The organism is Streptomyces sp. NPDC058637, assembly GCF_042717325.1.
Classification (GTDB): Bacteria; Actinomycetota; Actinomycetes; order Streptomycetales; family Streptomycetaceae; genus Streptomyces.
Genome location: NZ_JBHXRD010000010.1, coordinates 128,148 through 151,596, shown reverse-complemented (window position 1 = coordinate 151,596; position 23,449 = coordinate 128,148). Strand labels below are relative to the sequence as shown.

Genomic DNA, 23,449 nt, shown 5'->3' with positions numbered 1-23,449 from the left:
CGTGGCAGACCGACTGCTCACCGTGAATCAGGTCGCCGAACGCCTCGGCACCGGTCTCCGCTTCCCACGCCGGCTCATCGAGGAACGCCGTATCACGTTCGTCAAGGTCGGCCGACACGTCCGCATCCCCGAGAGCGCCGTGGAGGAGTACGTCAGTGCCCACACGGTGGCGCCGATCGTCCTGCGGCCCACCTCGGCGTACTCGTACCGGAGGGCTGCCTGATGGCCGCCAAGCGTAAGTCCCGACGCGCCTTCGGTCGGATCCGGAAGCTGCCGTCCGGCCGGTTCCAGGCTCGGTATCCGGGGCCTGACGGCGTGCTGCGTGCCGCTGATCAGACGTTCTCGACAACGACGGACGCCGATCGCTGGCTGGCACGGAAACGCATCGAGATGGAGGAGGGCCGCTGGCTCGACCCCGCCGAGGGACGGACCACCGTCCGCGATTGGTCGGCGCGATGGCTCACCGCGGTCTCTCCGCAGCTCAAGCACAAGACACAGGCGTCGTACCGATCCCTGATCAACTCGCTGATCGTTCCGGCGCTCGGTGATCGTGAGCTTTCCAGCCTCCGGCCGATCACCATCGTCGAATGGGTCGGTGCGATGAAGACGCGCGGTCTCAGCGCCTCGCGGATCAGACAGGCCTACCGCGTGCTCTCGCAGATCATGCGGGCGGCCGTCGACAACGAGATGATCGGGCAGACCCCGTGCAGGAGCGTGAAGCTGCCACGCATGCCGCAGACCGAGCCGCACATCCTCACCCCGCTGGAAGCCTCACGGATTGTGCGGAGCGCGACGAAACCGCATGACCTGCTGATCTCCTTGCTCGCCTACGCGGGCCTGCGGGTCGGGGAGGCGTTCGCCCTGCGGCGAGCAGACATCGATGTGTCGGGCGGCCTGGTCCTCGTCGATGAGAACCTGGCCGAAGCGAATGGCACCCTCGTCTTCGACACTCCCAAGTCCCATCAGAAACGGGTCCTGCGGATCGGGCCGTCACTGGCGGCGCGGATCGGCCGGCACCTGGAGACGCTGCCCGGCGGGGAGGACGCTCTCCTCTTCGTCACCCCTGGCGGCAAGCCGCTGCGCTACAACCAGTGGCGCAAGGCGTGCTTCGATCCCGCGGTGACGGCGGCCGGGCTCACCGACGTCACGCCGCACGATCTCCGAGCCTCGCATGGCACTTGGGTCGCCGACCGGTACGGCGTGATGACCGCCGCTCACCGCCTCGGGCACTCGAACGCGAGCGTAACCACTCGGCACTACGCCCGGCCGGTTGCTGGCCGCGACGATCAGGTGGCGGAAGCGTCGGACTTTTGGCTCAGTGGGCACGGTCCCGTAGCCGAAACGTCGAGCGGAGGCGACGATGATGACGACGGATTTGCTGGGTCGCCCACGTTGGTCTGACCGGCGGGGAGCGGTCACCGCAGTTGAGTTCGCCGTTGCGATGCTCGGCGCACTGAGACGCCCTGACCAGGTTTGAGGTCTTCGTGGTGGATTCCCCGTCCCGACTTTTTGAGACGGGGAAACCAACGTACCTACCACCGGTGAGCCCACGACCTCGTCAAGGTTGGTGCGGGCGCGCCTGGGGGGCGGGTGTGGCTACTTGTTGGCCATCATCCGGACGCCATGGACCTTGGCGGCCTCTTGCCACTTACATGCCGTACAGCGTTCAAGGTAGGCGTAGGGCGATGCGTCCATGGCATCCGCTTCCGCCATGACCGCGAAATTCTGGCGGCTATACACTCGACCGCATGGTGCGTCGTCAGAGTGATAAATAGTCAACTCAGGTCCTGGGGTGGTACGCACCAGACACGGAAGTTTGTCGCTCGCGTCGGCCACCTGAGTAAGCACTAGATCAATCATCTCCAGTTGGGTGTCGAGATCCCGTTCCAGCTTCTGGACCTTCTTGCGGTGATCGCTCAAAACTTTGAGCTTACGAAGCCGGAGTGCTTGCACCTGGTCGGCGAATGACATGCGTGTTCCTTAGGAAGTGCTAAAGGGCCTTAATTCTTTTTAGCGTGGGGATGCTGCAGGGGCCTCACGATCAATGCCCAGAGGGTGAACCTGGGGCGATCCTGGCCGTTGATCACGCGGGATGTGCTAGAAGGCCTGCTTCATCCACTTCGCGACTTGCGCAGGTGAGCGGGGGCGCTCGGGCCTGCGGGCTGACTGTCACTCACAGAATCGGCAACTCAATCGTCAGTGGCTAGACGGGACCCAATGTCTGCAACGTCAGCTGGTGCGATGCCCTCAGTGACCGGGCCGGACTCCTGAACTCAAGGACCCTGATCGGGCCCTTGGGGCACGGAAGGGGCACGAAGAGGACGACGGCGGCACGGCAGGTGTCCCTGTAGGCGTCTGACCTGCGCCGCAGTGAGCTTTGACCCTGATTGCCAAAAGGTCTTGAAAACCGTCGTCGCAGCGATGTGACCGTGGGTTCAAATCCCACACCCACCGCAGCAAGTCAGCGTAGACGCTGGTCAGAAGGGGTGTCTCTCACCGAGTGACACCCCTTCGGCGTTTCTGTCTCCTCGAATCCGCGGGCAGGACTCGGCGGAGCTGCCCGTTCCGGGGCCGCGTACCCGGACTCGCTGTCTCCCCGCTGATCGCACGGGCATGTCGTCAGCGTGGTGTGCGGGTGCCCTGCACTACCTGTCGGGATCGGCTGGGCCAGACTGCTTTCCGGACGCTTCCGAGACCCATGTTCGCCCACCTCGGCGTGTGTTGGGTGCCTCGGGGTGTTCGAGCAGCCCGGAAAACATAGCCGGCGTGAAGTCGTGCCCGTGGGTTGTCCGACGCGGCGGCCTCACCGAGTCCGTTGCGGAGATGCTCGCAGTCGACCGCCCGTGCGACGCGAACGTACTCACGTCCTTGCAGCGGTAGGCCCGCCGGACGACGATCTCGACGAGGTCGGCGAGCTTTTCCCTGGTCGGCTGATCGTGGTCGGCGACAGCCACGCTGCGGATGAGCCACTGTTCGGTGCCCCACGCCTTGGCGTGTTCGGTCCATTCACCGGGAAAGCGCGCTTCCCATTCCAGGAAGAGAAGCGCATAGGGCAGGCCCGGCCCGTCAGCTCCCTCCCACAGCCCGTCGGGAAGCGAACGGCTGCGGATGTCGATGTACACCTCGTGAGCCCGTCGGAAGGACGGCTCCTGGTACTGCTCCTCCGTCCCCAGCGGCCTCGTCAGCCGCCACAGCTCGTTGAACCGGTCCAGAGCCGCCCGCGTGTTCGCCTTGGCCCCGCGCAGATGTGCGAGCGCCGCCGCCCGTTCGGCGGGATCGTCGGCTATGGGGCCGAACGCCCGGCCCAGCCGTTCGCGCCAGGCATCGGCCTCGTCGCCGCCTGGTCCCGCACCCGCGATCGCTCCGCTCGTCACGCCGGAGATCATCTTCCGGGCTTCCGGTGAACTCGTCACGCACGCCTGTGACGTACGCGGTTCCCATGTCCGTCGCGCGCCGTACATCATGGGCCCCCGTCAGTTCAGGCGGCGCGATCGGCAGTGCGAGGGGGAGTGTCATGGATCTGACGGAGTCCCTCAAGGAGGCCGTGGTCGCTCTGAAGGTTCCTCTGGAGCCGGTCGATCGCGAGCAGGGCTGGACCGACGAGTTGCGGCGGGAGATCCAGGAGGAGATCTCGGTCCACCGCTCGATGCTGCGGCGGCACGGGATATGGAACGTCAGGTACGTGAGGCTGCGCCTCGACGCGTGGATGGACGCCGAGGGCGTGCAGCCGGGGCGTCTGCGCGATGTGGTGCTGGGTGTGCAGGCCCTGGTGGTCGAGGCGCGCGACGCCGCTCGCCTGCGATGAGAAGCCCTGAAATCAGCGGAACCCATGCCTGACCGGGGCCGTCAGGGGCGTTCCGAGGTCAGTCGGGCGGCTGAGGCTATGGCTGCGCGGGCTTCCTGTTCGGAGAGGCCCGTACGGACCGCCGCGTCGGTCAGGGCGTCCGCCAAGGCGTCGCCGAAGCCGTGTTCGTAGGCGCGGCAGGCCGCCCAGAAGAGGCGGGTGTTGCGCTGACCCTCGTGGGCCGCCAGGACGAACTGCACCAGGCCACGGCCCTGACCGGCCGGGGAGTGGCTGCCGGTGGGGTGGTGGGGGCGGGCGGGGGGTGTGAGCAGGCGCAGGAGGGCGCGGGGGCAGGGGGCGGGCGGCAGATGGGCTGTGCCGGGGGCGAGCCGGTAGCTGCCGTGGGTGGTGACGGATCCGGGGCCGACCAGGTAGCCGCCGGCACCGCGGACGTCGATGCCGGGGGCGAGCCGGCTCGCGGAGTTGGGCACGTGGACGCCGGACGGTCCTGTCAGCCAGAGGTGCCGGCCGCCGCTGGGCGTGATCACGGTGACTGTCGCGGGGATGGTGAAGAGGTGCTGCAGGGCGAGCTGTTGGAGCGCGGCCACGGAGTCGTTGCCGTGGGTGGAGTCGACGTCCAGGTCGATGCCGATGAGGCGGTGGGGCGGCCGTCCGCAGGCGATGCCGTACCCGGTGGCGCGGGGGGCGGCGGCGAAGAGGGCCCGGACGGCGGCGGGGTGGGTGGTGGCGTCGTGGACGCCGTGACCGGGCAGTCCGCAGGCGCCCCGGCAGTGGGTGGGGCGTACGTCGTCATGGTGCGGGGAGCGCAGCGCGGGGAGCTTGGTGGCGGACAGCGGGAAGACGGGGAGCCCGCGCTCGGCGGCGGAGAGCGCGTGGGCCAGGGCCAGGGTGGCGGTCTGCCGGTCGATGGTGGCCATGGATCTATTTTCGTACAGACGTTCGAAGAAGGGAAGAGGGTGTGAGGGTGGTGAAACGCTTCTCCCGGTGCGGCGTGGGGGGCGGCCGGCTGGGGGCGGTTGAGAGGTTTATCGGGTGTTCCTCATGCTTGCGGGGGAATCGGGGATCGTGGGCGGTTCACCAGGGATTCGGTGGGCAACTTTGGTCTCGCGACGTCGTGACCAGCGCCGGGGCAGTCGGCCGACTCGTTCCGGACCAGCCGTATATCAAGCCGTACTTCCGCTTCCTGGAGGAAATTGACATGGCAAGCACCCGTACTGCTCGTAGCCTCGCCGCCGTTGCCGCCCTGCCTCTCGCCGCAGCTCTGTTCGGTGGCGTAGCGGTGGCCGACAACGGCTCGTTCGCGAACGACGGGTCGAACGCGGCGGTGGCGACGATCGGGTCCGGTGGCGTCGGAGGCGACAACTTCGGCAATTCGTCCACGTCGCAGCAGCAGGCCGTCGGCGCCGGTGCGTCGAACCACAGCAACGCGGCCCAGGTGAGCGGGTCGGCCTTCACGCCGATCGACCAGTCCACGGACATCTTCGTGGTGAACTTCTCGCCGCTCTGGTGAGGTGCCGGGCCGGCCGGTCGGCCCGTATCGGCCCATGGGGAGGCATGTCCGGTGGCTGTGGCGGGGGCGGCTGTCCGTAGGCGGGGGGCGGGTCCGTCCTCGGGGTGAGGACCCTGAGGACGGACCGTGGCCCCTCCACCTTCAGGAGGTGGGGCAGGCCCTACCCCTACAACCTGAGGCGGACGAGGCTTCGGGACCTGGGGCCGATTCTCCGGGCGGCGCCCGCTCCTAGCGTGGAGTCATGACCACGCCAGTCTGCACCGGCGCCTCCAGGGCGGTCGCTGCCTCCGCCGGACACCGTCGCTACGCATCGTTCTCGTCGTACGTACGGGCACGGGGCCCCGTACTGCTGCGCACCGCACGCTCCCTCACCGCGAATCCGAGCGACGCGGAGGACCTGCTGCAGACCGCCCTCACCAAGACGTACGTCGCCTGGGAGCGGATCGAGGACCACCGCGCGCTCGACGGATACGTCCGCCGCGCCCTGGTGAACACGCGCACCTCGCAGTGGCGCAAGCGCAAGGTCGACGAGTTCGCCTGCGAGGAGCTGCCCGAGAAGGAGACCGCACCCGAGCCAGACCCCGCCGAGCAGCAGTCGTTGCACGACGCGATGTGGCGGGCCGTGCTGAAGCTGCCCGACCGGCAGCGGGCCATGGTCGTCCTGCGGTACTACGAGGATCTGAGCGAGGCCCAGACCGCCGAAGTCCTCGGAGTGTCCGTCGGTACGGTCAAGAGCGCGGTGTCGCGGGCGCTCGGAAAGCTCCGGGAGGACCCGGAGCTGCACCCGGTCCGCTGAGCCGCACGAGGGGGTGTCATAGCCCGAACCCGCCGACCGACACCGATTCGTACTCCCGGGAGTAGTGACATACCGCGTGGTATGTGCGCAGAATCAGCGGAACCTTACTGCCACGTAGCGCCCACCGGGAGGACGCCGTGCTGAGCACCATGCAGGACGTACCGCTGACTGTGACCCGCATCCTCACCCATGGGATGACCATCCACGGGAAGTCACAGGTGACGACCTGGACCGGCGAGCCCGAGCCGCACCGTCGCAGTTTCGCCGAGATCGGCAGGCGTGCCACGCAGCTGGCCAACGCCCTGCGCGACGAACTGGGCGTCGACGGCGACCAGCGGGTCGCGACTCTGATGTGGAACAACGCCGAGCACGTCGAGGCGTATCTGGCGATCCCCTCCATGGGAGCCGTGCTGCACACACTCAACCTCCGGCTGCCCGCCGAGCAGCTGGTCTGGATCGTCGGCCACGCCGACGACAAGGTCGTCCTCGTCAACGGCTCGCTGCTGCCGCTGCTCGTGCCGCTGCTCCCCCACCTGCCGTCCATCGAGCACGTGGTCGTCTCGGGTCCGGGTGACCGCTCCGCGCTCGCGGGCGTCACGCCGCGGGTGCACGAGTACGAGGAGCTCCTCGCCGGCCGTCCCACCACCTACGACTGGCCCGAGCTGGACGAGCGCCAGGCCGCCGCCATGTGCTACACCTCCGGCACCACCGGGGACCCCAAGGGTGTCGTCTACTCCCACCGCTCCATCTACCTGCACTCCATGCAGGTCAACATGTCCGAGTCGATGGGGCTGACGGACAAGGACACGACCCTCGTGGTCGTCCCGCAGTTCCATGTGAACGCCTGGGGCCTGCCGCACTCGACGTTCATGACCGGCGTCAACATGCTCATGCCCGACCGTTTCCTGCAGCCGGCCCCGCTCGCCGACATGATCGAGCGGGAGAAGCCGTCGCACGCCGCGGCCGTTCCCACGATCTGGCAGGGTCTGCTCGCCGAGATCATCGCGAAGCCGCGCGACCTGACGTCCATGGCCCGTGTCACCATCGGCGGCGCCGCCTGTCCGCCCTCCCTGATGGAGGCCTACGACAAGCTGGGCGTGCGCCTCTGCCACGCCTGGGGAATGACGGAGACGTCGCCGCTCGGCACCATGGCCAATCCGCCCGCCGGACTGACCGACGAGGAGGAGTGGCCCTACCGCATTACCCAGGGCCGGTTCCCGGCCGGTGTCGAGGCGCGGCTGGTCGGACCGGGCGGCGACCACCTGCCGTGGGACGGCGAGTCCGCGGGCGAGCTGGAGGTGCGCGGGCCCTGGATCGCCGGTGCGTACTACGGCGGTGCCGACGGCACGGACATGCGCCCGGAGGACAAGTTCAGCGAGGACGGCTGGCTCAAGACCGGTGACGTCGGAGTCATCAGCGACGACGGATTCCTCACGCTCACCGACCGGGCCAAGGACGTCATCAAGTCCGGCGGCGAGTGGATCTCCAGCGTCGAGCTGGAGAACGCCATCATGGCGCACCCGGATGTCGCGGAGGCCGCGGTCGTCGCCGTTCCCGACGAGAGGTGGGGGGAGCGTCCCCTCGCGACCGTCGTCCTCAAGGAGGGCGCCACGGCCGACCACGCGGCGCTCAAGACCTTCCTCGCCCTGTCCATCGCCAAATGGCAGCTGCCGGAGCGCTGGACGATCATCGCGGCGGTGCCGAAGACGAGCGTGGGCAAGTTCGACAAGAAGGTGATCCGCAAGCAGTACGCGGACGGTGAGCTCGACATCACGCGGCTCTGACACAACGGTCCGAACGACCCGTACGCCGAAGGACGTCGGCCGTTGCGGAACGGGGCGAGGGCGGTACGGGACTTCCCGTACCGCCCTCGCCCCGTGTGTGTCGTCCGGTGACTGCACCGACCGTCAGTTCGTCCCTATCTTCGCCAGCAGATCGACGATGCGGGACTGCACCTCGTCGCTCGTCGAGCGCTCGGCCAGGAAGAGCACGGTCTCGCCCGAGGCGAGCAGCGGAAGGTCCGCCTCGTCCATGCCGGCCGAGGTGTAGACGACGAGCGGCGTGCGGTTCAGGCGGCCGTTCGCGCGCAGCCAGTCGATGATTCCCGCGCGCCGGCGGCGTACCTGCATCAGGTCCATCACCACCAGGTTCGGCCGCATCCGGCCGGCGAGGTCGACCGCCTCGCTGTCGCCCGACGCCCGCGAGACCTGCATGCCGCGACGCTCCAGCGTCTCGGTCAGGGCCAGCGCGATCTCCTCGTGCTCCTCGATCACCAGCACCCGCGGCGGATGCTGGTCGCTGTCGCGCGGGGCGAGCGCCTTGAGGAGGACGGCCGGGTCCGCCCCGTACGCGGCCTCCCGGGTGGCCTGCCCCAGACCGGCCGTCACCAGCACCGGAACCTCCGCCGCCACAGCCGCCTGGCGCAGCGACTGCAATGCCGTACGCGTGATCGGCCCGGTCAGCGGGTCGACGAACAGGGCGGCGGGGAACGCCGCGATCTGGGCGTCGACCTCCTCGCGGGAGTGCACGATCACCGGGCGGTAGCCGCGGTCGCTGAGCGCCTGCTGGGTGGAGACGTCAGGCGCGGGCCAGACGAGCAGCCGCCGGGGGTTGTCCAGCGGCTCCGGGGGGAGTTCGTCGTCGACGGGCCGGGGCTGCGGACGGTTGGCCACCTCGACGGCCCCGCCCGGACCGTCCAGCGGCTCGGGCCCCTCGGCGCCCTCGTCGGGCGCCCCTATCGCGTAGGCGCGTCCCTCGGCCGCGGGGGCGGGCAGCAGCTGCCCCGTGCCGGAGCCCTGCGTGGTGCCGCCCTGAGCGCCCACGGCGCCCGGCTGCGGCGGTACGGGAGCCGGCGCGGCGGGCTGCGCCGGGGAGGGCGCGGCCGGGCGCTCCGCCTCGGGCGGGGCGGCGAGCTTGCGGCGGCGTCCGGCACCGCCGAGCGTCTGGTTCTGCTGATGCGCGAGGTGCTGCGCGAACGGCACGCCCTGACCCAGGGTCCGCACGCTGAAGGCGCGGCCCTGAGTCGAATCCGACGAGGCGGGCGCGGACATCGGCTCCTCGGCGGGCAGCGGCCGGCGCCGGGCGTCCGGTGCGGGGAGGGGGGCGTCGTCGGCCGGATGGAGGGCCGGGGACGGCCCGGCCGGGGCGGCGACGGTGCCGGTGGTGTGCGTGGTGCTGCCGGGGCCCACCCAGGACTCGTCGGCGGCCGAATCCGGTGCGTCGGTCTCGTCGGGCGCGTCGTCGTGCAGGGTGAGCGCGGCCAGGCCCTGCCCCGAGGTGCCGGTACGGGACCAGTCGGGCTGCGGAGGAACGACGGGCAGGGGCTGTCCAGGGGCGGGATGACCGGGAGCGGGATGGTCGTCGGGACGGACCTGCTGACCGGACTGCTCCGGCGTGTCCGCGGGGCGCGCCCTGCGACGGCCGGACGCCACGGGATGCGCCCGCGGCGGAGTGTGGTCCGCGTCCGGCGTCGTCCGTACGACGTCGTGGCGCTCCGGCGGCGAACCGTCCGTCGCACCGGGTGCGACGGGAACGGGCTGACCACCGGCGGCGGGAGCTTCCGGCGCGGCGGGTGCCGCTTGCGGCACGACGGGCGGAGCCGTAGCGACGGGCGGGGCGGGTGTGACGGGTGAGGCCTGCGATGCCACCGGTGCCTGCGATACGGCCGGTGCCTTCGACATGGCCGGGGCCTCCGGCGCGATCAATGCCTCCGGTGCGACCGCCGCGCCAGGCGGAACCATCGCACCGGGCACGCCAGGCCCTGCGGGTGTCACCGGCGGCGGAACCATGCCGCCTGGCGCGCCCGGCTGGACGCGGTCCGCGTCGGCGGGCGGCAGCGCGAACGCACTGCGCGGCGCCGCGGCCTCGGCCGGGGCGGAGTACTCCTGGGTGGCCGCGAGGGCCCGTCGGGCCCGCCGCCCCCCGGACTGCTGCGCCTGATTGCCCTGCTGCTGGTGTTGCTGCCGGGACGACGACTCCGCGGATGCGAGGGCGGGAAGCGCGGCCTGGTTCCCGCCGCCCGGACGCGTACGCATCCCCTGGGCGGCCTCTTGCGGCACCCCTTGGGGCGGCACGGTCTGTCCGCGCTGCGGCCGGCCACCACCGCCCTGCGCGCCCTCGGCCGCGGTCACCACGGATCCCTCGGACGGCACGGTGGACGCGGCGGCCGGGAGGGCCAGGGCCTGCCGGGGCTGTTCCGCCCGGGCCTCGGTACCCGTCTCCGCCGGACTGGGCCGGCCGCGCCTGCGCCCGGAGCCCTCACCCTGCTGGGGCGGGATCACGTCCTGCGCCTGCTGCTCCTGCGTGGGGTCGGCTTCACGTCGTGCCCTGCGGCGCCCGGTCGGTTCGGCCGCCGCCGTGTCGCCGGCCCCGTCCACGGCACTCTCCAGGAACGCGTTTGTCGACGCCCGACGTGCCCGCCGCCGACCGCCCTGTGTGGGCTGGGGAACCGTCTCCGGTACGGCGGTCCCCTCGGGCACCGGTACCGGAGCGGGCGCGATCGTCCCGGCACCCGCACCGATCGGCACCTCCAGGACGTACGCGCTGCCGCTCATCCCCGGCATCTCGTGCGTCTGCAGCACACCGCCGTGTGCCCGTACGATCCCGCGCACGATCGGCACGTGCACCGGGTCACCCCCGGCGAACGGCCCGCGCACCTCGATCCGTACGACGTCACCGCGCTGGGCCGCCGCCACGACGACCGTCGAGTCGACGTAACCGCCGCCCGGCAGGAGCCGCGCCTTGCCGGTCGAGTCGACACCGGCCACGTCCGCGACGAGATGCGCCAGCGCGGTGATCAGCCGGCCCGGGTCGACCTCGGCCTCGATCGGCGGCGCGTGCACCGCGAACTGTGCGCGGCCGGGCCCGATCAGCTCGACCGCGCCGTCGATGCCGGCGGTCACCACCGAGTCCAGCAGCACCGGCTGCTTGACGAGTTCCTCGGTGCCGCTGTCCAGGCGCTGGTAGCTCAGTACGTTGTCGACGAGCGTCGTCATCCGGGCGTAGCCCGCGGCGAGGTGGTGCAGGATCTGGTTGGCCTCGGGCCAGAGCTGGCCGGCCGGGTCGGCGGCGAGCGTCGACAGTTCACCGCGCAGCTCCTCCAGCGGACCACGCAGCGACTCGCCCAGGACCGCGGTCAGCTGGGTGTGCCGTGCGCCGAGACCGGTGAGGCGGTCGGCCTGCTCCTCCAGCTCGGAGGCGTACCGCTCCGTCCGGTCGGCCAGCTCGGCCGCGTGCTGTTCGGTCAGTGCGGCGACCTCGGCCCGGTGGCTGCCGGTGAGCTCGGCGATCTCGGCGGCGTGCCGTTCCGTCAGCCCGGTGACCTCGTCGGTGTGCTGGTGGGTCAGCTCCTCGTAGGGCCTGCGGTCGGTGAACGTCATCACGGCGCCGACCAGCTGGTCACCGTCGCGCACCGGCGCCGTGGTCAGGTCGACCGGAACCTGGTCGCCGCTCTTGGACCAGAGCACCTGGCCGCGCACCCGGTGCTTCCGGCCGGACTTGAGCGTGTCCGCGAGCGGGGACCCGTCGTACGGGAACGGCTCGCCGTCGGCCCGCGAGTGCAGGATCAGCGTGTGCAGTTCCTTGCCGCCGAGGTCGCTGGCGCGGAAGCCGAGGATCTGAGCGGCGGCGGGGTTGACCAGGACGACCCGGCCGTCCATGTCCGTGCCCACGACGCCCTCGGAGGCGGCCCGCAGGATCATCTCGGTCTGGCGCTGCGAACGGGCCAGCTCGGCCTCGGTGTCGACCGTGCCGGAGAGATCCCGTACGACGAGCATGAGCAGCTCGTCGCCGGTGAAGTTGGAGTTGATGTCGTTGTACCCGGCCTGGCCGCTGTCCAGACTGGCGCTGGTGACCTCGACGGGATACTCGGTGCCGTCGGTCCGGCGCGCGGTCATCCGCGTGGGCTTGGTCCTGCCCTGCTCGTCCGCAGCATCCGGCCTGCGCATCGACCCCGGGATCAGCCGGGAGTCGAACTCCGGAAGCAGATCCAGCAGTCCGCGGCCCACGAGCGCGGTGCCCGGGGTCTCGAACATCTCGAGGGCGATGGTGTTGGCGTTGACGACCGTGCCGTTGCAGTTGACGAGCAGGAGCCCGTCCGGTAGGGCGTCGAGTATGGCTGCGAGGCGAGCAGTGCCTCGGGATGGCCTGCTGCTCACGAGACGCTTCCTCCCTGAATACCGCACCTTGCCGACAGCGGGCCCCATCCTGCCCCTCGGGCCTCAGGCTGTCACGCGACGAGTCTAAAGGCAGGGACGGGCTGCGCGGCGGCGGATGAGGGGGAGCTCTCACCAAGGTTCTGTGCACACGGTGTACGCCGGTGGCCTATGTCGTGACCGCGAGCGCCCCCTATGACGTGCGCCGATGTGTGCCGGCCGCCAGCTCGAAAGCCTCGGCGCACGCCCTGCGGAAGCCTGCCTCAGGTGCCGCCGGTGAGTCGTCCGGAGAACGTTCAGGCGGGCCTCCCGGGCGGTTTCCGCGGTGGATCGGCGGCTACCTGGCGGACGGCAGTACCGGGACGAGGTTGTTCCAGCGCGAGATCTCGCAGCCGTTGGCACGGCTGAACCGGGCGTCGACGTCCTGCCCCTCCCAGGTCCCGCTGACCCGGGCGGCGGCCGGCCCGCCCATCTGCTGGGTGCACATGGCGTTCCGGTCCGTCGGTACGAAGGGGTTCCTGCCCGACTCGGCGGCCTCGTCCAGCAGATCGCAGGCCCGCTGGGCGACGGGGTGGCTGCCGCCCGCCGGATCGCACTCCAGCTCGAACGTTCCGTCGGCCTGCGGATTGCCGGACTCCGAGATCGTCACCGTGAGCCGGGTCTGCTCGTCCTGCCGGTCCAACCAGTCCCCCTGGAGCAGCGGGAGAGGAGGCAGCGGGAGAAGAGGGGTCGCGGCCGTGGCGGCGGGCGCGGCGGCGGACAGCGCGGCCAGGGAGGCGACGGCGGTGAGAGTGAGACGGCGCAGCATGCGGGCTCCTGTTGTTCTGGCGTGCGACGGGGCGCGCCGGACTGCTCCCGCGCGCACCGGTGGGTGCGTGCGCGCCGGGCAGGTGGTCGGTGGCGGACAGAGGGCGGAGCCCTCGCCTTCTCTAACGCTCCGCACGCCCGCACGTTGCGCAACTCGTGGGGGGCCGACCGGAACAGGCCACACGAGGCCGCAGGGCGCTTTGCCTAGCCGCCCACCTGCCTAGTACCGTGGGCGGCGATTGGTGACAGCGCGCTCGTCTGTGTCATCATCTGCACGCACCACTCGCGCTCGCGCGGGGTGTGCTGGAGGCGTCGCCTAGTCCGGTCTATGGCGCCGCACTGCTAATGCGGTTTGGGTCTTAAAGCCCATCGAGGGTTCAAATCCCTCCGCCTCCGCAAGATCCCGAAGCCCCGTGCCCTTGGCACGGGGCTTCGGTCGTGTTCCGGCCGGGGGCGCTTGCGCGCAGGACGCCCCGAGAAGGCCCAGGAATGGTTTTTCCGCAGGTCAGGGGCGGTATGGCTAATGGATTTCGCGTGACGGCGCAGGTCATGTAATGTTGTTCTCGCAACGCCGACCGGGCAGAAAAGTCCGGGAAGCGGGACCGAGGCTCAGGCCGAGGACACGCACTCGTAGCTTAACGGATAGAGCATCTGACTACGGATCAGAAGGTTGCAGGTTCGAATCCTGCCGAGTGCACAGCAGGCGAGAGGCCCTCAGGAGAAATCCTGGGGGCCTCTCGCGTTGCCCGTACAGCAGCGAAGTACAGCAACCCTGGCGGGGTACCGAGTGTTCCCCGACGGGATCCTCGAAGGCCTGTCGCACGGCCGTGCGAGGCTTCGTGCGTGAGTAACTCCGTAGCGGTAGCCGTTCTCGTCACAGCTGACCTGGGAAAGGCGATTCGTTCCGTGCGCGCCCTGCTGGCGGTCGCTGACGTCGCCGACGGCGAGGTGGACTTCGAGGCGACGATCCGCACGCCGGAGGTCCTGAGCCGGGTTCAGGAAGTGCTGCCCGGCCTGGAGTGGTGGGCTGTGGAGGGCAAGGAGCACGGTTGCTCGGAAGCGGGCGACGATCCGGCGGTGTGTCTTCCGGTCATGGTGTTCGACTGGGGTCGGCCGATGGACCGTGCCGAGCCGTTCATCGCTGCCGCGGCCGGCACCGCCGCGGCCGTCCGATGGGATCTGAACGCCTGGCCCGAGGTTCCGGAGGCGGACCTGGAGGCCGTCTCCCAGAAGTATGCCTACCTCACGCTCACTCTCAACTCCCGGGACCTGTATCAGCGTGAGCCCTCGCGGGACCACACGATCCACGTGCACACGGATGGCACCGACGGCAGTGCACGCCGCGTCGAGTGGCTCGCGGGACAGATCGGCGGCAGGCCCACCGGCCGGGTTGAACCGGCGCCCATCTGATGGTTTCGCCCCGACCGCCGGCCTCGGTGCGTCGTCGGAACAGACGTCCGTGAACGAATTCCGAGACCGCAGCAGCTGCTCGCGGGCCCGTGATGGCCGGAAGGGAGTCGCCGACCGAGCCGGTCGGGGCCATGGATCCTGCACGGTGCGCGGCAGGCCGGAGGCCTCCAGGAGAGCCTGAGGCCCCGGCCCGCAGGCCGCGTGTGGGTCGAGGTCAGGCCGCCGGTTCCTGGATCGCCGGGCTCGTCAGGGCCGGCTGCTGTGCGAGGCGGGCGCGGCGGGTCGGGAGGCCGAGGGTCGGGTTGGCGACGCCCCAGGCCGCGCCCTTGCAGACCAACTCCTTGTAGACGGCGGCGAGCCGGCCGGTCAGGGCTGTCGGGACGGCGCGGTCGTCGGCGGTGACGTACTGGATGAGGCCTTCCCTGCGGCCGAGCGAGATGCACTGGTTGAAGTAGCGGATCGATGCGCTCGGGACCTTCCCGCCGGTCAGGCGTGCCGCGATGGTGTCGGCGGCCTGCCACGCGGTGGGCACGCCCGAGGCGCACGACATCCGCAGCGGCTTGTCGCCCGGGCCCATCGCCAGGGCCGCGTCGCCGATGGCGTAGACGTCCGGGTGCGAGACCGAGCGCATGGTCCCGTCGACCACGATCCGGCCCGTGTCGGTGACTTCCAGGGTGGTGGCCTTCGCGATGGGGTGGACCGCGAAGCCCGTGGTCCAGACGGTGACCGAGGCCGGGGCGGACGTGCCGTCGGCGGTGGTGACGCGGTCGGCCTCCACCCCGGTGACGGAGGTGTGCTCGTGCACGGTGATGCCGAGCTTGGCGAATACCTTCCGCACGTGCCCGCGGCCCTTGGGCGAGAGCCAGCCGCCGAGCTCTCCGCGGGCGGCGAGGGCCACGTCGAGGTCCGGGCGGGCCTCGGCGATCTCGGTCGCGGCCTCCAGGCCGGTGAGGCCGCCGCCGACGACGTACACGGTCTCCCCGGCGGTCAGGCCTGCCAGGCGTTCCCGCAGCCGGAGCGCTCCGGGGCGGCTGCCGATCTCGTGGGCGTGCTCGGCGGTTCCGGGGACGCCCTGGGTGTCCCAGCCGCTGCCGAGGGCGTAGACGAGGCTGTCGTACTCCAGTTCCTCGGTACCGTTCGCGGCGGCGACGGTGACGGTTTCGCGGTCGACGTCGACGCCGGTGACCTTCGCGAGTTTCAGCTCGACGCCGGTGCCCGCGAACATCTCGCGGAAGGGCCGGGGCCTGAGGTCCTGGCCGGCCGCGAGCTGGTGCATCCGGACGCGCTCGACGAAGTCGGGCTCGGGGTTGACGAGGGTGATGGCGACGTCCTCGCGGCGCAGTCGCCTGGCGAGGCGGCCGGCGGCGATGGCTCCGGTGTATCCGGCTCCGAGAACGATGATGCGGTGCGGCATTTCCCTGCTCCTGTCTCGCGGTGGGCGCTGCACGGTTCGCCACTTGAACCGGACAGCCCGCCGTTTCCTGACAGGAGGGTGATGTGAAGCGGCTCACACCGTGCTCAGAAGGCGTGGAGCAGGGGCTCTCCGTGGTCGGTGGCGGCCCATTGCCGGGTCGCGCGTTGGAGCTTGTCGGGGTTGGCCTGGCTGCGGAGTGCGGCGATGCCGTCGACGGTGACCTCCAGGCACATGACGCCGATGACCCGGCCGTCGACGACCGCCACGGCGGCGGGGACGCCGTTGGCGGTGGTGGCGTACATCTCGACGGAGCCACCGACGATGGCGCGCTTGGCCTTGCCGGGTTTGAACAGTCCTCGCATGAACGTCGCGACCGCGACGGCCCCCTCGAACGCCTTGGTGCGGGCCGGGACCTTTCCGCCGCCGTCGCCGACCGCTCGGGCGTCGTCGGTGAGCAGCCGGACGAGCGGCTCGGTCCGGCCACTGGTGGCGGCCGTGAGGAACTCCTCGACGATCCGCCGGGCGGCGGCCTCGTCGATCTCGGTGCGGACCTTGCCGTCCGTGACGTGCTTCTTGGCGCGGTGGAAGAGCTGCTGGCTCGCGGTCTCGGTGATGTCGAGGATCTCGGCGATCCTCCGGTGCGGGTAGTCGAAGGCCTCCCGCAGCACGTACACCACCCGCTCGTTGGGAGAGAGGCGCTCCATGAGGGTGAGGACCGCGTACGACACGGATTCGCGCTGCTCGACGGTGTCGGCCGGGCCGAGCATCGGGTCCCCGGCGAGCAGCGGCTCCGGCAGCCACTGGCCCACGTAGGTCTCGCGCCGGGCGCGGGCCGAGGTGAGCTGGTTCAGGCACAGGTTGGTGAGTACCTTCGTCAACCAGGCCTCGGGGACCTCGATGCGGTCGACGTCGGCGGCCTGCCAGCGCAGGAACGTGTCCTGTACGGCGTCCTCGGCGTCGCTCGCGGAGCCGAGGAGGCGGTAGGCGATGGCCTCCAGCCGTGGCATGAAGGCCTGGAACCGGTCCATGTCGTTCATGGTCAGAGCCATGGCCCGGATCCTAGCCCGCGCGGCGGCCCTGGGGTGGTGGTCCCCGGGCCATGTGAGCGGTGCTGTCCGACGTCGTGGAACCGACCGGGGCGGACCGTGGTGGCCGGGCGGGCCGCCTCCTGCCATCGGCTGATGATGCCTCGAAGAGTTGATGTCGCGTAGGTCCCCGGCGTGGTCCGGGGCGGGCCGTGCCCTCGTCGAAGCCGTGGCCGGACAAGCACGTTGCTCATCGGCACGTGCCCCGGACCACCTGTGTGCACCGGCGTGCACCTGTGTGCACCGGCGTGCACACGACCTCTTCGACGACGGCCTCGACGTGATCGGGCGCACCGACAGCGGAGCCGTGGGGCCGCGTCCGGACGAGCCCCTCCGGCCCGGCGGACCGCTGTACCCCGGAGATGCCTCCCGCCGCGTGCTCGTGGCGTCGCGGGGGCGGCCCGATTCCGGTTCCGCGCAGGCCCACGTACGTGTGCGGCTGCGGGGCTCCACCGTCGTCCGGAGCGAGCCGGCCTACCCGGGCCTCGACCACGGGGTGGTCGAGGAGGTCCGCTTCGGCCTGGAGCCGTACGTGGGCGAGATCGAGCGGGCGTACGGCGTGGGTGGCCGGGCAGCGACGGCGTAGGGCCCAGGCGTGAAGCGTCGTCGCCTCAGAGGATCCGTACCCGGTGGCTCTCGTGGTCGGAGAGGAACGAGGCCACCGCCTTCCCCTCCTCGGCCACGGAGGCGTGGTCGGCCCGGGAGAGGCGGTCCAGGGGGGTGACGGTCACGGTGTCGTCCTCGACGGTCCAGGTCGCGGCGACACGGCCGTCGACCAGGACGAATCGAGCACCGGTGACGGACAGGCCGCGGTGTGCGTCGTCGATGACCCGGGTGCGGTCGTCGTAGCCGAGGATCACGTTGTCGAAAGCCGGAAGGAACCGTACCGGCGCGGGGGTGCCGGGGTCCGGGCGCGGTGCGTCGGGGAGGTCCAGCAGTTCCCGGCCGCGTTCGTCGCGGAAGGCGACCAGCTCTCCCCGTACCGCCTTCACCGCGGCCGGGAGTCCGGCGACCCCGCACCAGGCGCGCAGGTCGGCGGTGGCGGCGGGGCCGAACGCGGCCAGGTAACGCCGTACCAGCGCCTGGCCCACGGGATCGGAGCCGTCCGTGGACGGGGGGTCGATCTCACGTCCCAGCCAGGAGGCGAGCGTGACGTTGCGTACGCCCGCCTTCGTCCGCCAGAGCCCGCGCGGCGGCATCTGCACCATCGGGACGAGGGCGGCGACCAGCATCTCCCCGAGTGGCCGCGGCCCGGGATCCGGCCAGCGTTCCGCGACCGCCCTGGCGAGCTCGGACATGGTGCGTGGCTCGCCGTCGGCCATGACCGCCCGCCCCGCCGCGGCCAGTTCGGCGAGGTCCACCCCTTCGAGCTCGCGGCGGTAGGTCCCGGTCACCCGCTGGCGCAGCATGGTTTCGTGGCGGGCACGCCAGGCCAGTACGTCCTCCGCGGTGACCAGATGGACGGTGCGGCGCATGAGATGGGTCCGCACCACGCTCCGCCGGACCAGCAGGTCGGACAGGGCCGCCGGGTCGAACGCGCGCAGCCGCGACCAGAGTCCGAGATACGGTTCCTGCGGTTCCTGCGCCTGCAGACCGCCGAGGTGCGCGACGGCGTCGAGGACCGGTACGTCGGCCCGGTCGAGCAGCAACTGCCGGGCGAGCGTCGCCCGGTTGAGCGCCCGGGTGCCGAGAACGGTCGCCCGACTCATGCCGCGCCCCGCTCGTCTCGGCCGGTGCCGGTGCCGGGGCCGGGGCCGGGGCCGGGCCGAAGCCCGGTGGGCCTCGGCTCGTGCGTCGTCATGGTGACGTCGTTCCCTTCTGTTCCGTGGAGCGTTCCGCAGGTGCTGGGGGGCCCGCCGGCCGGCGAATCCGATGCGCGCGAGGGGCTGTTCAGCTCGACTTCCGGCCGTCGAGCGTCTCACGCAGGAGGTCCGCGTGCCCGGCGTGCTGGGCGGTCTCGGCGATGAGGTGCGTCAGCACCCGGCGTACGCTGCGCACCGCTCCCGGTTCGTTCCAGGGAGCCTCCGGCAGCCGGTGCGTCGCCGACAGGTCGGGCAGGGAGGCGATGATCTCCTCGCTCCGGGCGGCGACTTCCTCGTATCGCGCGATGACTCCGGCCAGCGTCTCACCGGGCAGCATCCGGAAGTCGTTCCCGTGGTCGATCGCCCACTGCGGGAACTCGCGGGCGGTGCCGGCCGCGAGGTCGTCCCAGGTGACACCCTCCGGCAGGTCGTAGCGCAAGGCCGACGGGCCCTCGGCCGCGAAACGCATCTGCTCCTCCTCCATGGACGCGACGTGCTTGATCAGCCCGCCCAGGCACAGCGCGCCGGCTGTCGGACGCGCACCGGCCTGCTCGTCGTCGAGCCCGGTCGTCGTGCCGGTCAGGGCGCGTCGTGCGGTCGCGAGGCTGTCGAGCAGGTCGGCGCGCTCGGCGTCGTGGGTCGAGGGGAGCGTGGGCGTGGGCGTGGGCGTGGGCGTGGGCGTGGGCGTGGGCGTGGCGGTCATGGTGATCGGGCTCTTCCGTTCGTTCCTGGTGTCTGGCACGCGTCAACAGTCCCAAGGGAAGCGGCCAGGTCGTGTCCGCTTCTCCCTGCATCATGGGGTCATGCTGAAGACCTCGGCGCGGCTGTTGTCCCTGCTCTCGTTGCTCCAGGCACGCCGGGACTGGCCCGGGGCGCTCCTGGCCGATCGGCTGGACGTCAGCCCCCGTACCGTGCGCCGTGATGTCGACCGGCTGCGCGAGCTGGGGTACCCCGTCGTGGCCGCGAAGGGCCCCGACGGCGGGTACCGGCTCGACGCCGGCGCGGAACTGCCCCCGCTGCTCTTCGACGACGAGCAGGCCGTCGCCCTCGCCGTCGCGCTGCAGATCGCCACCACCACCGGCGCCGGCATCGAGGAAGCCGCGGCGCGCGCCCTGCACACCGTCCGGCAGGTCATGCCCGCACGGCTGCGCCGCCGGATCGACACCCTGCGGGTCACCGCCGTCGAGCGGCCGGCGGTCCGGTCAAACCCCCAGGCCGACAGCGGCGTGCTCACGACGCTCAGCGCCGCCGTGCACGCGCGTGAGGTGCTGCGCTTCGACTACCCGGCCGTCTCCACGCCGGAATCGGCCGAGGCCACGGCGGTCCCGCCGCGCAGGGTCGAGCCCCATCACCTCGTCACCTGGGGCGGGCGCTGGTACCTCGTCTCCTGGGACCTGGACCGTGAGGACTGGCGCACCTTCCGCGTGGACCGGATCACGCCGCGCATCCCGACGGGGCCCCGCTTCACCCCGCGCGAGCTGCCCGGAGGCGATGTGGCCGCCTTCGTCGTCGGCAGGTTCAGGGGCTCCGACGGCTCGGGCGACTGGCCCTGCCGCGGCGAGGTGATCCTCGGCCTGCCCGCTGCCGAGGTGTCCCGCTACTCCGGCGAGGCGGTCGTCGAGGAGATCGGCCCGGACCGCTGCCGCCTCGTGCTGAGCTCGTGGTCCTGGCCCGGCCTGGCCGCCGCCATCGGCAGGTTCGACGCGGACATCGAGGTCGTCGGGCCGGCCGAGCTCAAGGACGCCTTCGCGCACCTGGCCCGCCGCTTCGCCGCCGCGGCCGACGCACCCGCGCCGCTCCCGCCCGCTGACCCGCCGGCCCGCTGACCCGCCACGCCCGCCCCGGCCGGTCGACGACAATGAAGCCGACGAAGAGCGGGAGTGGGGCGTAGGTATGGGCTGGCGGTGCACCGGGCTGAGCTGGCCCCATGACGGGCCCGTGCTGGGGTGGCGGCGGAGCGACGGGACCGGGCCGGGGCGGGTGAGTGCCCTGACGTACGGGCAGGAGCTCGGGTTCCGGGCGGTGGGCGAGCGGCACTGTACGGGGGCGCGGGGCAATCCGTGTCCCGTCGCGGCCGTGGTGCCGGTACGGAGCACGGGGGCGCGCTGCCCGGAGTGCGCGCGGCTGGACCGGGCCCACTCGGTGGCCGCCGACACGATCGCCGACGACCCCCGGCCGTACCGGGTGTATCTGGCCTGGTTCGGGCCGGGGACGGTCAAGGTCGGGATCACCCGGGAGTCCCGGGACGCGGCGCGGCTGCGGGAGCAGGGGGCCGTGGTGTTCACCTGGCTGGGGCGCGGTCCGCTGATGGCCGCCCGGCGTACGGAGGAGGTGCTGCGGTCGGCGCTCGGGGTGCCCGACCGGATCCCGTACGCACGCAAGCGCACCCTGCGGGGCGAGCTGCCGGGGGTTGCCGAACGGGCCGCGGAGGTCGAGGCGCTGTACCGGCGGGCCGTGGCGCTGGAGGGGGCCGGGTGGCCGGAGACGCTGGAGCGGCTGCCGTTCGAGGCCGTCGACCACGCGGGGACGTTCGGGCTCGACGGGCACGCGGGGACGTTCGGGCTCGACGGGCCGGGAGTGGCCCCGGGCGGGATCGCGGGGCGTGTGGTGACGGGACTGGCGGACGGCGGTGCGGTGGGCGGGCGGCTGGTGGCGGCGGCCGGGCCCGACCTGCACCTGGAGACCGCGGCGGACGGTGTGGTCGTGCTGGACACGCGGCTGATGACGGGCTGGGACCTGGTGGCCGCCGACGCGCGGGCCGCACCGAGCGTGCCGGTGGTCGCCGCCGCGGTGGTCGCCGGGGTACAGGACGGGCTCTTCTGAGATCGTCCTCGGGACCCCGGGGCAGCGGTGGCCCTGGGAATGTACGAGACGGGTGAGGCGGGTGAGGCGGGTGAGGCGGGTGGGGCGGGTGGGGCGTGTGAGTGACGGCGACGGTGACCGCGACGAGGTCGTGCGGTTCTGGCGGCGGCTCGGACTGCCCGGGATCATCGACGTCCATACGCACTTCATGCCGGAGCGGGTGCTCCGCAAGGTGTGGGCCTACTTCGACGCCGTCGGCCCGCTGACCGGCCTGGAGTGGCCGATCACCTACCGGCACGACGAGGACGAACGCCTCGCCCTGGTGCGCTCCTTCGGCGTGCTCCGGTTCACCTCGATGCTCTACCCGCACAAGGCCGGGATGGCGGCCTGGCTGAACGGCTGGGCGGCCGACTTCGCGTCCCGTGTCCCGGACTGCCTGCACACGGCGACCTTCTTCCCGGAGGAGGGCGTGGAGGACTATGTGCGCGAGGCGGTCGAATCGGGGGCCCGGGTCTTCAAGTCGCACCTCCAGGTCGGTGCCTACGATCCGAACGATCCCCTCCTGGAACCGGTCTGGGGGCTGCTGGCGGAGGCAGGCGTCCCGGTGGTGACGCACTGCGGGTCCGGGCCCGCACCGGGGGCGCACACCGGGCCGGAGCCGGTAGGCCGGCTGCTCACCCGCCATCCGCGGCTGCGGCTGGTGGTGGCACACATGGGAATGCCGGAGTACGCGGAGTTCCTGGCGCTGGCCGCGCGCTACCCCGAGGTGCGGCTCGACACGACGATGGCGTTCACGGACTTCACCGAGGACTTCTCGCCGTTCCCGGCGGCGGAGCGCGGCCGGCTCGCGGATCTGGGGGACCGGATACTGCTCGGCACGGACTTCCCGAACATCCCGTACCCGTACGCCCACCAGTTGCACGCGCTGGAGCGGCTGGGGCTGGGCGACGCCTGGCTGCGGGCCGTCTGCCACGACAACGCGAGCGCGCTGTTCCGGTGATCCCGCGGCATCCGGGCGGGCCGGTGCCGTTGCTGTCGATCGTGGCGCTCTCCCGTGTTTCTCAGGAAATTCACAGGTAGGGGAAAGGCCTCTCTCACGGCGGTCTCACAGGCTGGGTGCCATGACGACGACCTCGCCCCAGGGGCGTACCGAACTCCTCAGGCCGGACCGCAGCCCCGTCCGTGTGCTGGTGGTGGACGACGAGGCTCCGCTTGCCGAGCTGCTGTCCATGGCCCTGCGGTACGAGGGGTGGGACGTGCGCAGCGCGGGCGACGGTGCCGGCGCGGTCCGCACGGCCCGTGACTTCCGCCCCGACGCGGTGGTCCTCGACGTGATGCTGCCCGACACGGACGGGCTCGCCGTGCTCGGCCGGCTCCGGCGGGAACTCTCCGACGTACCGGTGCTGTTCCTGACGGCGCGGGACTCGGTGGAGGACCGGATCGCCGGGCTCACGGCGGGCGGCGACGACTACGTCACCAAGCCGTTCAGTCTGGAGGAGGTCGTGGCGCGGCTGCGCGGACTGATCCGCCGCTCGGGCACGGCCTCGGTGCGCAGCGAGTCGACGCTCGTCGTCGGTGACCTGGTGCTGGACGAGGACAGCCACGAGGTGAACCGGGGCGACGACTCGATCCACCTCACGGCGACGGAGTTCGAGCTGCTGCGCTTCCTGATGCGTAACCCGCGTCGGGTGCTCAGCAAGGCCCAGATCCTGGACCGGGTGTGGAACTACGACTTCGGCGGCCAGGCGAACGTCGTCGAGCTGTACATCTCCTACCTGCGCAAGAAGATCGACGCGGGGCGTACCCCGATGATCCACACCCGGCGCGGGGCGGGATACCTGATCAAGCCCGGTGAGTAGCCCGGCG

Annotated in this window: 21 protein-coding genes and 2 tRNA genes; 14 read left to right on the top strand and 9 right to left on the bottom strand. The window is 71.4% G+C overall.

Features of this window, described 5'->3' with window-relative positions; genetic code table 11:
* Nucleotide 1 precedes the first annotated feature (1 nt).
* On the top strand, nt 2–223 hold the full coding sequence (locus ACFWVP_RS12845; protein WP_030123122.1) for a helix-turn-helix domain-containing protein: 222 nt from the start codon (nt 2–4) through the stop codon (nt 221–223).
* Nucleotides 223–1,401 carry a tyrosine-type recombinase/integrase gene (locus ACFWVP_RS12840; RefSeq protein WP_384496077.1) on the top strand — a complete coding sequence of 393 codons (1,179 nt, stop codon included), beginning with the start codon at nt 223–225 and terminating at the stop codon, nt 1,399–1,401. Before ACFWVP_RS12845 ends, ACFWVP_RS12840 begins: the two co-directional genes overlap by 1 nt.
* 195 nt (nt 1,402–1,596) lie before the next feature.
* Here the strand turns inward: ACFWVP_RS12840 and ACFWVP_RS12835 are convergent, their stop codons facing one another.
* Nucleotides 1,597–1,971, bottom strand: a complete 375-nt coding sequence (locus ACFWVP_RS12835) for a hypothetical protein (RefSeq protein WP_384496075.1) — start codon at nt 1,969–1,971, stop codon at nt 1,597–1,599.
* A gap of 674 nt (nt 1,972–2,645) precedes the next feature.
* The gene (locus tag ACFWVP_RS12830; RefSeq protein WP_384496074.1) at nt 2,646–3,386 is read right to left on the bottom strand and encodes a hypothetical protein; all 741 of its coding nucleotides are present in this window, start codon (nt 3,384–3,386) and stop codon (nt 2,646–2,648) included.
* Nucleotides 3,387–3,514: 128 nt separating this feature from the next.
* Here ACFWVP_RS12830 and ACFWVP_RS12825 point away from each other — a divergent pair, with 128 nt between their 5' ends.
* Nucleotides 3,515–3,805, top strand: coding sequence for a hypothetical protein (locus ACFWVP_RS12825; RefSeq protein WP_384496072.1), 291 nt, complete (start codon nt 3,515–3,517; stop codon nt 3,803–3,805).
* A 41-nt stretch (nt 3,806–3,846) separates the two neighbouring features.
* Here the strand turns inward: ACFWVP_RS12825 and ACFWVP_RS12820 are convergent, their stop codons facing one another.
* Nucleotides 3,847–4,722: a bifunctional DNA primase/polymerase gene (locus tag ACFWVP_RS12820; RefSeq protein ID WP_384496070.1), complete on the bottom strand. Its 876-nt coding sequence runs from the start codon at nt 4,720–4,722 to the stop codon at nt 3,847–3,849.
* A 281-nt stretch (nt 4,723–5,003) separates the two neighbouring features.
* Here ACFWVP_RS12820 and ACFWVP_RS12815 point away from each other — a divergent pair, with 281 nt between their 5' ends.
* The 3 genes from ACFWVP_RS12815 to ACFWVP_RS12805 all read left to right on the top strand — a co-directional run bounded on the left by ACFWVP_RS12815 (nt 5,004) and on the right by ACFWVP_RS12805 (nt 7,895).
* Nucleotides 5,004–5,315 carry a hypothetical protein gene (locus ACFWVP_RS12815; RefSeq protein WP_384496069.1) on the top strand — a complete coding sequence of 104 codons (312 nt, stop codon included), beginning with the start codon at nt 5,004–5,006 and terminating at the stop codon, nt 5,313–5,315.
* A 241-nt stretch (nt 5,316–5,556) separates the two neighbouring features.
* The gene (locus ACFWVP_RS12810) at nt 5,557–6,111 is read left to right on the top strand and encodes a SigE family RNA polymerase sigma factor (RefSeq protein ID WP_384496068.1); all 555 of its coding nucleotides are present in this window, start codon (nt 5,557–5,559) and stop codon (nt 6,109–6,111) included.
* 137 nt (nt 6,112–6,248) lie between these two features.
* On the top strand, nt 6,249–7,895 hold the full coding sequence (locus tag ACFWVP_RS12805; RefSeq protein ID WP_384496066.1) for a long-chain fatty acid--CoA ligase: 1,647 nt from the start codon (nt 6,249–6,251) through the stop codon (nt 7,893–7,895).
* Between the two features lie 123 nt (nt 7,896–8,018).
* On the opposite strand, the gene ACFWVP_RS12800 is transcribed toward ACFWVP_RS12805, so the two are convergent.
* Together ACFWVP_RS12800 and ACFWVP_RS12795 are read right to left on the bottom strand one after the other, a co-directional pair.
* Nucleotides 8,019–12,266 carry a PAS domain-containing protein gene (locus ACFWVP_RS12800; protein ID WP_384496064.1) on the bottom strand — a complete coding sequence of 1,416 codons (4,248 nt, stop codon included), beginning with the start codon at nt 12,264–12,266 and terminating at the stop codon, nt 8,019–8,021.
* Nucleotides 12,267–12,600: 334 nt separating this feature from the next.
* A complete protein-coding gene (locus tag ACFWVP_RS12795) occupies nt 12,601–13,071 on the bottom strand; it encodes an SSI family serine proteinase inhibitor (RefSeq protein WP_384496063.1) in 471 nt (156 codons plus the stop codon).
* Between the two features lie 304 nt (nt 13,072–13,375).
* On the opposite strand from ACFWVP_RS12795, the gene ACFWVP_RS12790 reads away from it, so the two are divergent.
* The 3 genes from ACFWVP_RS12790 (at nt 13,376) to ACFWVP_RS12780 (ending at nt 14,480) form a co-directional block, all read left to right on the top strand.
* A tRNA-Ser gene (locus ACFWVP_RS12790) sits at nt 13,376–13,466 on the top strand.
* 228 nt (nt 13,467–13,694) lie between these two features.
* Nucleotides 13,695–13,767 (top strand) — tRNA-Arg (locus ACFWVP_RS12785).
* A gap of 146 nt (nt 13,768–13,913) precedes the next feature.
* Nucleotides 13,914–14,480, top strand: a complete 567-nt coding sequence (locus ACFWVP_RS12780; RefSeq protein ID WP_384496062.1) for a hypothetical protein — start codon at nt 13,914–13,916, stop codon at nt 14,478–14,480.
* Nucleotides 14,481–14,694: 214 nt separating this feature from the next.
* Here the strand turns inward: ACFWVP_RS12780 and ACFWVP_RS12775 are convergent, their stop codons facing one another.
* Both ACFWVP_RS12775 and sigJ read right to left on the bottom strand, forming a co-directional pair.
* Complete coding sequence (locus ACFWVP_RS12775; RefSeq protein WP_384496060.1) at nt 14,695–15,894, bottom strand: NAD(P)/FAD-dependent oxidoreductase; 1,200 nt, start codon at nt 15,892–15,894, stop codon at nt 14,695–14,697.
* Nucleotides 15,895–15,998: 104 nt separating this feature from the next.
* The gene (sigJ, locus tag ACFWVP_RS12770; RefSeq protein WP_384496059.1) at nt 15,999–16,943 is read right to left on the bottom strand and encodes an RNA polymerase sigma factor SigJ; all 945 of its coding nucleotides are present in this window, start codon (nt 16,941–16,943) and stop codon (nt 15,999–16,001) included.
* Nucleotides 16,944–17,217: 274 nt separating this feature from the next.
* Between sigJ and ACFWVP_RS12765 the strand changes: the two genes are divergently transcribed.
* A complete protein-coding gene (locus tag ACFWVP_RS12765; RefSeq protein WP_384496057.1) occupies nt 17,218–17,565 on the top strand; it encodes a hypothetical protein in 348 nt (115 codons plus the stop codon).
* Between the two features lie 25 nt (nt 17,566–17,590).
* Here ACFWVP_RS12765 and ACFWVP_RS12760 read toward each other — a convergent pair whose 3' ends face one another.
* On the bottom strand, nt 17,591–18,688 hold the full coding sequence (locus tag ACFWVP_RS12760; protein ID WP_384496055.1) for a winged helix DNA-binding domain-containing protein: 1,098 nt from the start codon (nt 18,686–18,688) through the stop codon (nt 17,591–17,593).
* A 181-nt stretch (nt 18,689–18,869) separates the two neighbouring features.
* On the bottom strand, nt 18,870–19,484 hold the full coding sequence (locus tag ACFWVP_RS12755; protein WP_384496213.1) for a DinB family protein: 615 nt from the start codon (nt 19,482–19,484) through the stop codon (nt 18,870–18,872).
* Nucleotides 19,485–19,584: 100 nt separating this feature from the next.
* On the opposite strand from ACFWVP_RS12755, the gene ACFWVP_RS12750 reads away from it, so the two are divergent.
* The 4 genes from ACFWVP_RS12750 to ACFWVP_RS12735 all read left to right on the top strand — a co-directional run bounded on the left by ACFWVP_RS12750 (nt 19,585) and on the right by ACFWVP_RS12735 (nt 23,442).
* Complete coding sequence (locus ACFWVP_RS12750) at nt 19,585–20,607, top strand: helix-turn-helix transcriptional regulator (RefSeq protein WP_384496054.1); 1,023 nt, start codon at nt 19,585–19,587, stop codon at nt 20,605–20,607.
* Between the two features lie 67 nt (nt 20,608–20,674).
* Nucleotides 20,675–21,604, top strand: a complete 930-nt coding sequence (locus ACFWVP_RS12745) for a DUF2797 domain-containing protein (protein WP_384496052.1) — start codon at nt 20,675–20,677, stop codon at nt 21,602–21,604.
* A 97-nt stretch (nt 21,605–21,701) separates the two neighbouring features.
* Nucleotides 21,702–22,583: an amidohydrolase family protein gene (locus tag ACFWVP_RS12740; protein WP_384496051.1), complete on the top strand. Its 882-nt coding sequence runs from the start codon at nt 21,702–21,704 to the stop codon at nt 22,581–22,583.
* A gap of 121 nt (nt 22,584–22,704) precedes the next feature.
* Nucleotides 22,705–23,442, top strand: a complete 738-nt coding sequence (locus ACFWVP_RS12735) for a response regulator transcription factor (protein WP_384496049.1) — start codon at nt 22,705–22,707, stop codon at nt 23,440–23,442.
* Nucleotides 23,443–23,449 lie beyond the last annotated feature (7 nt).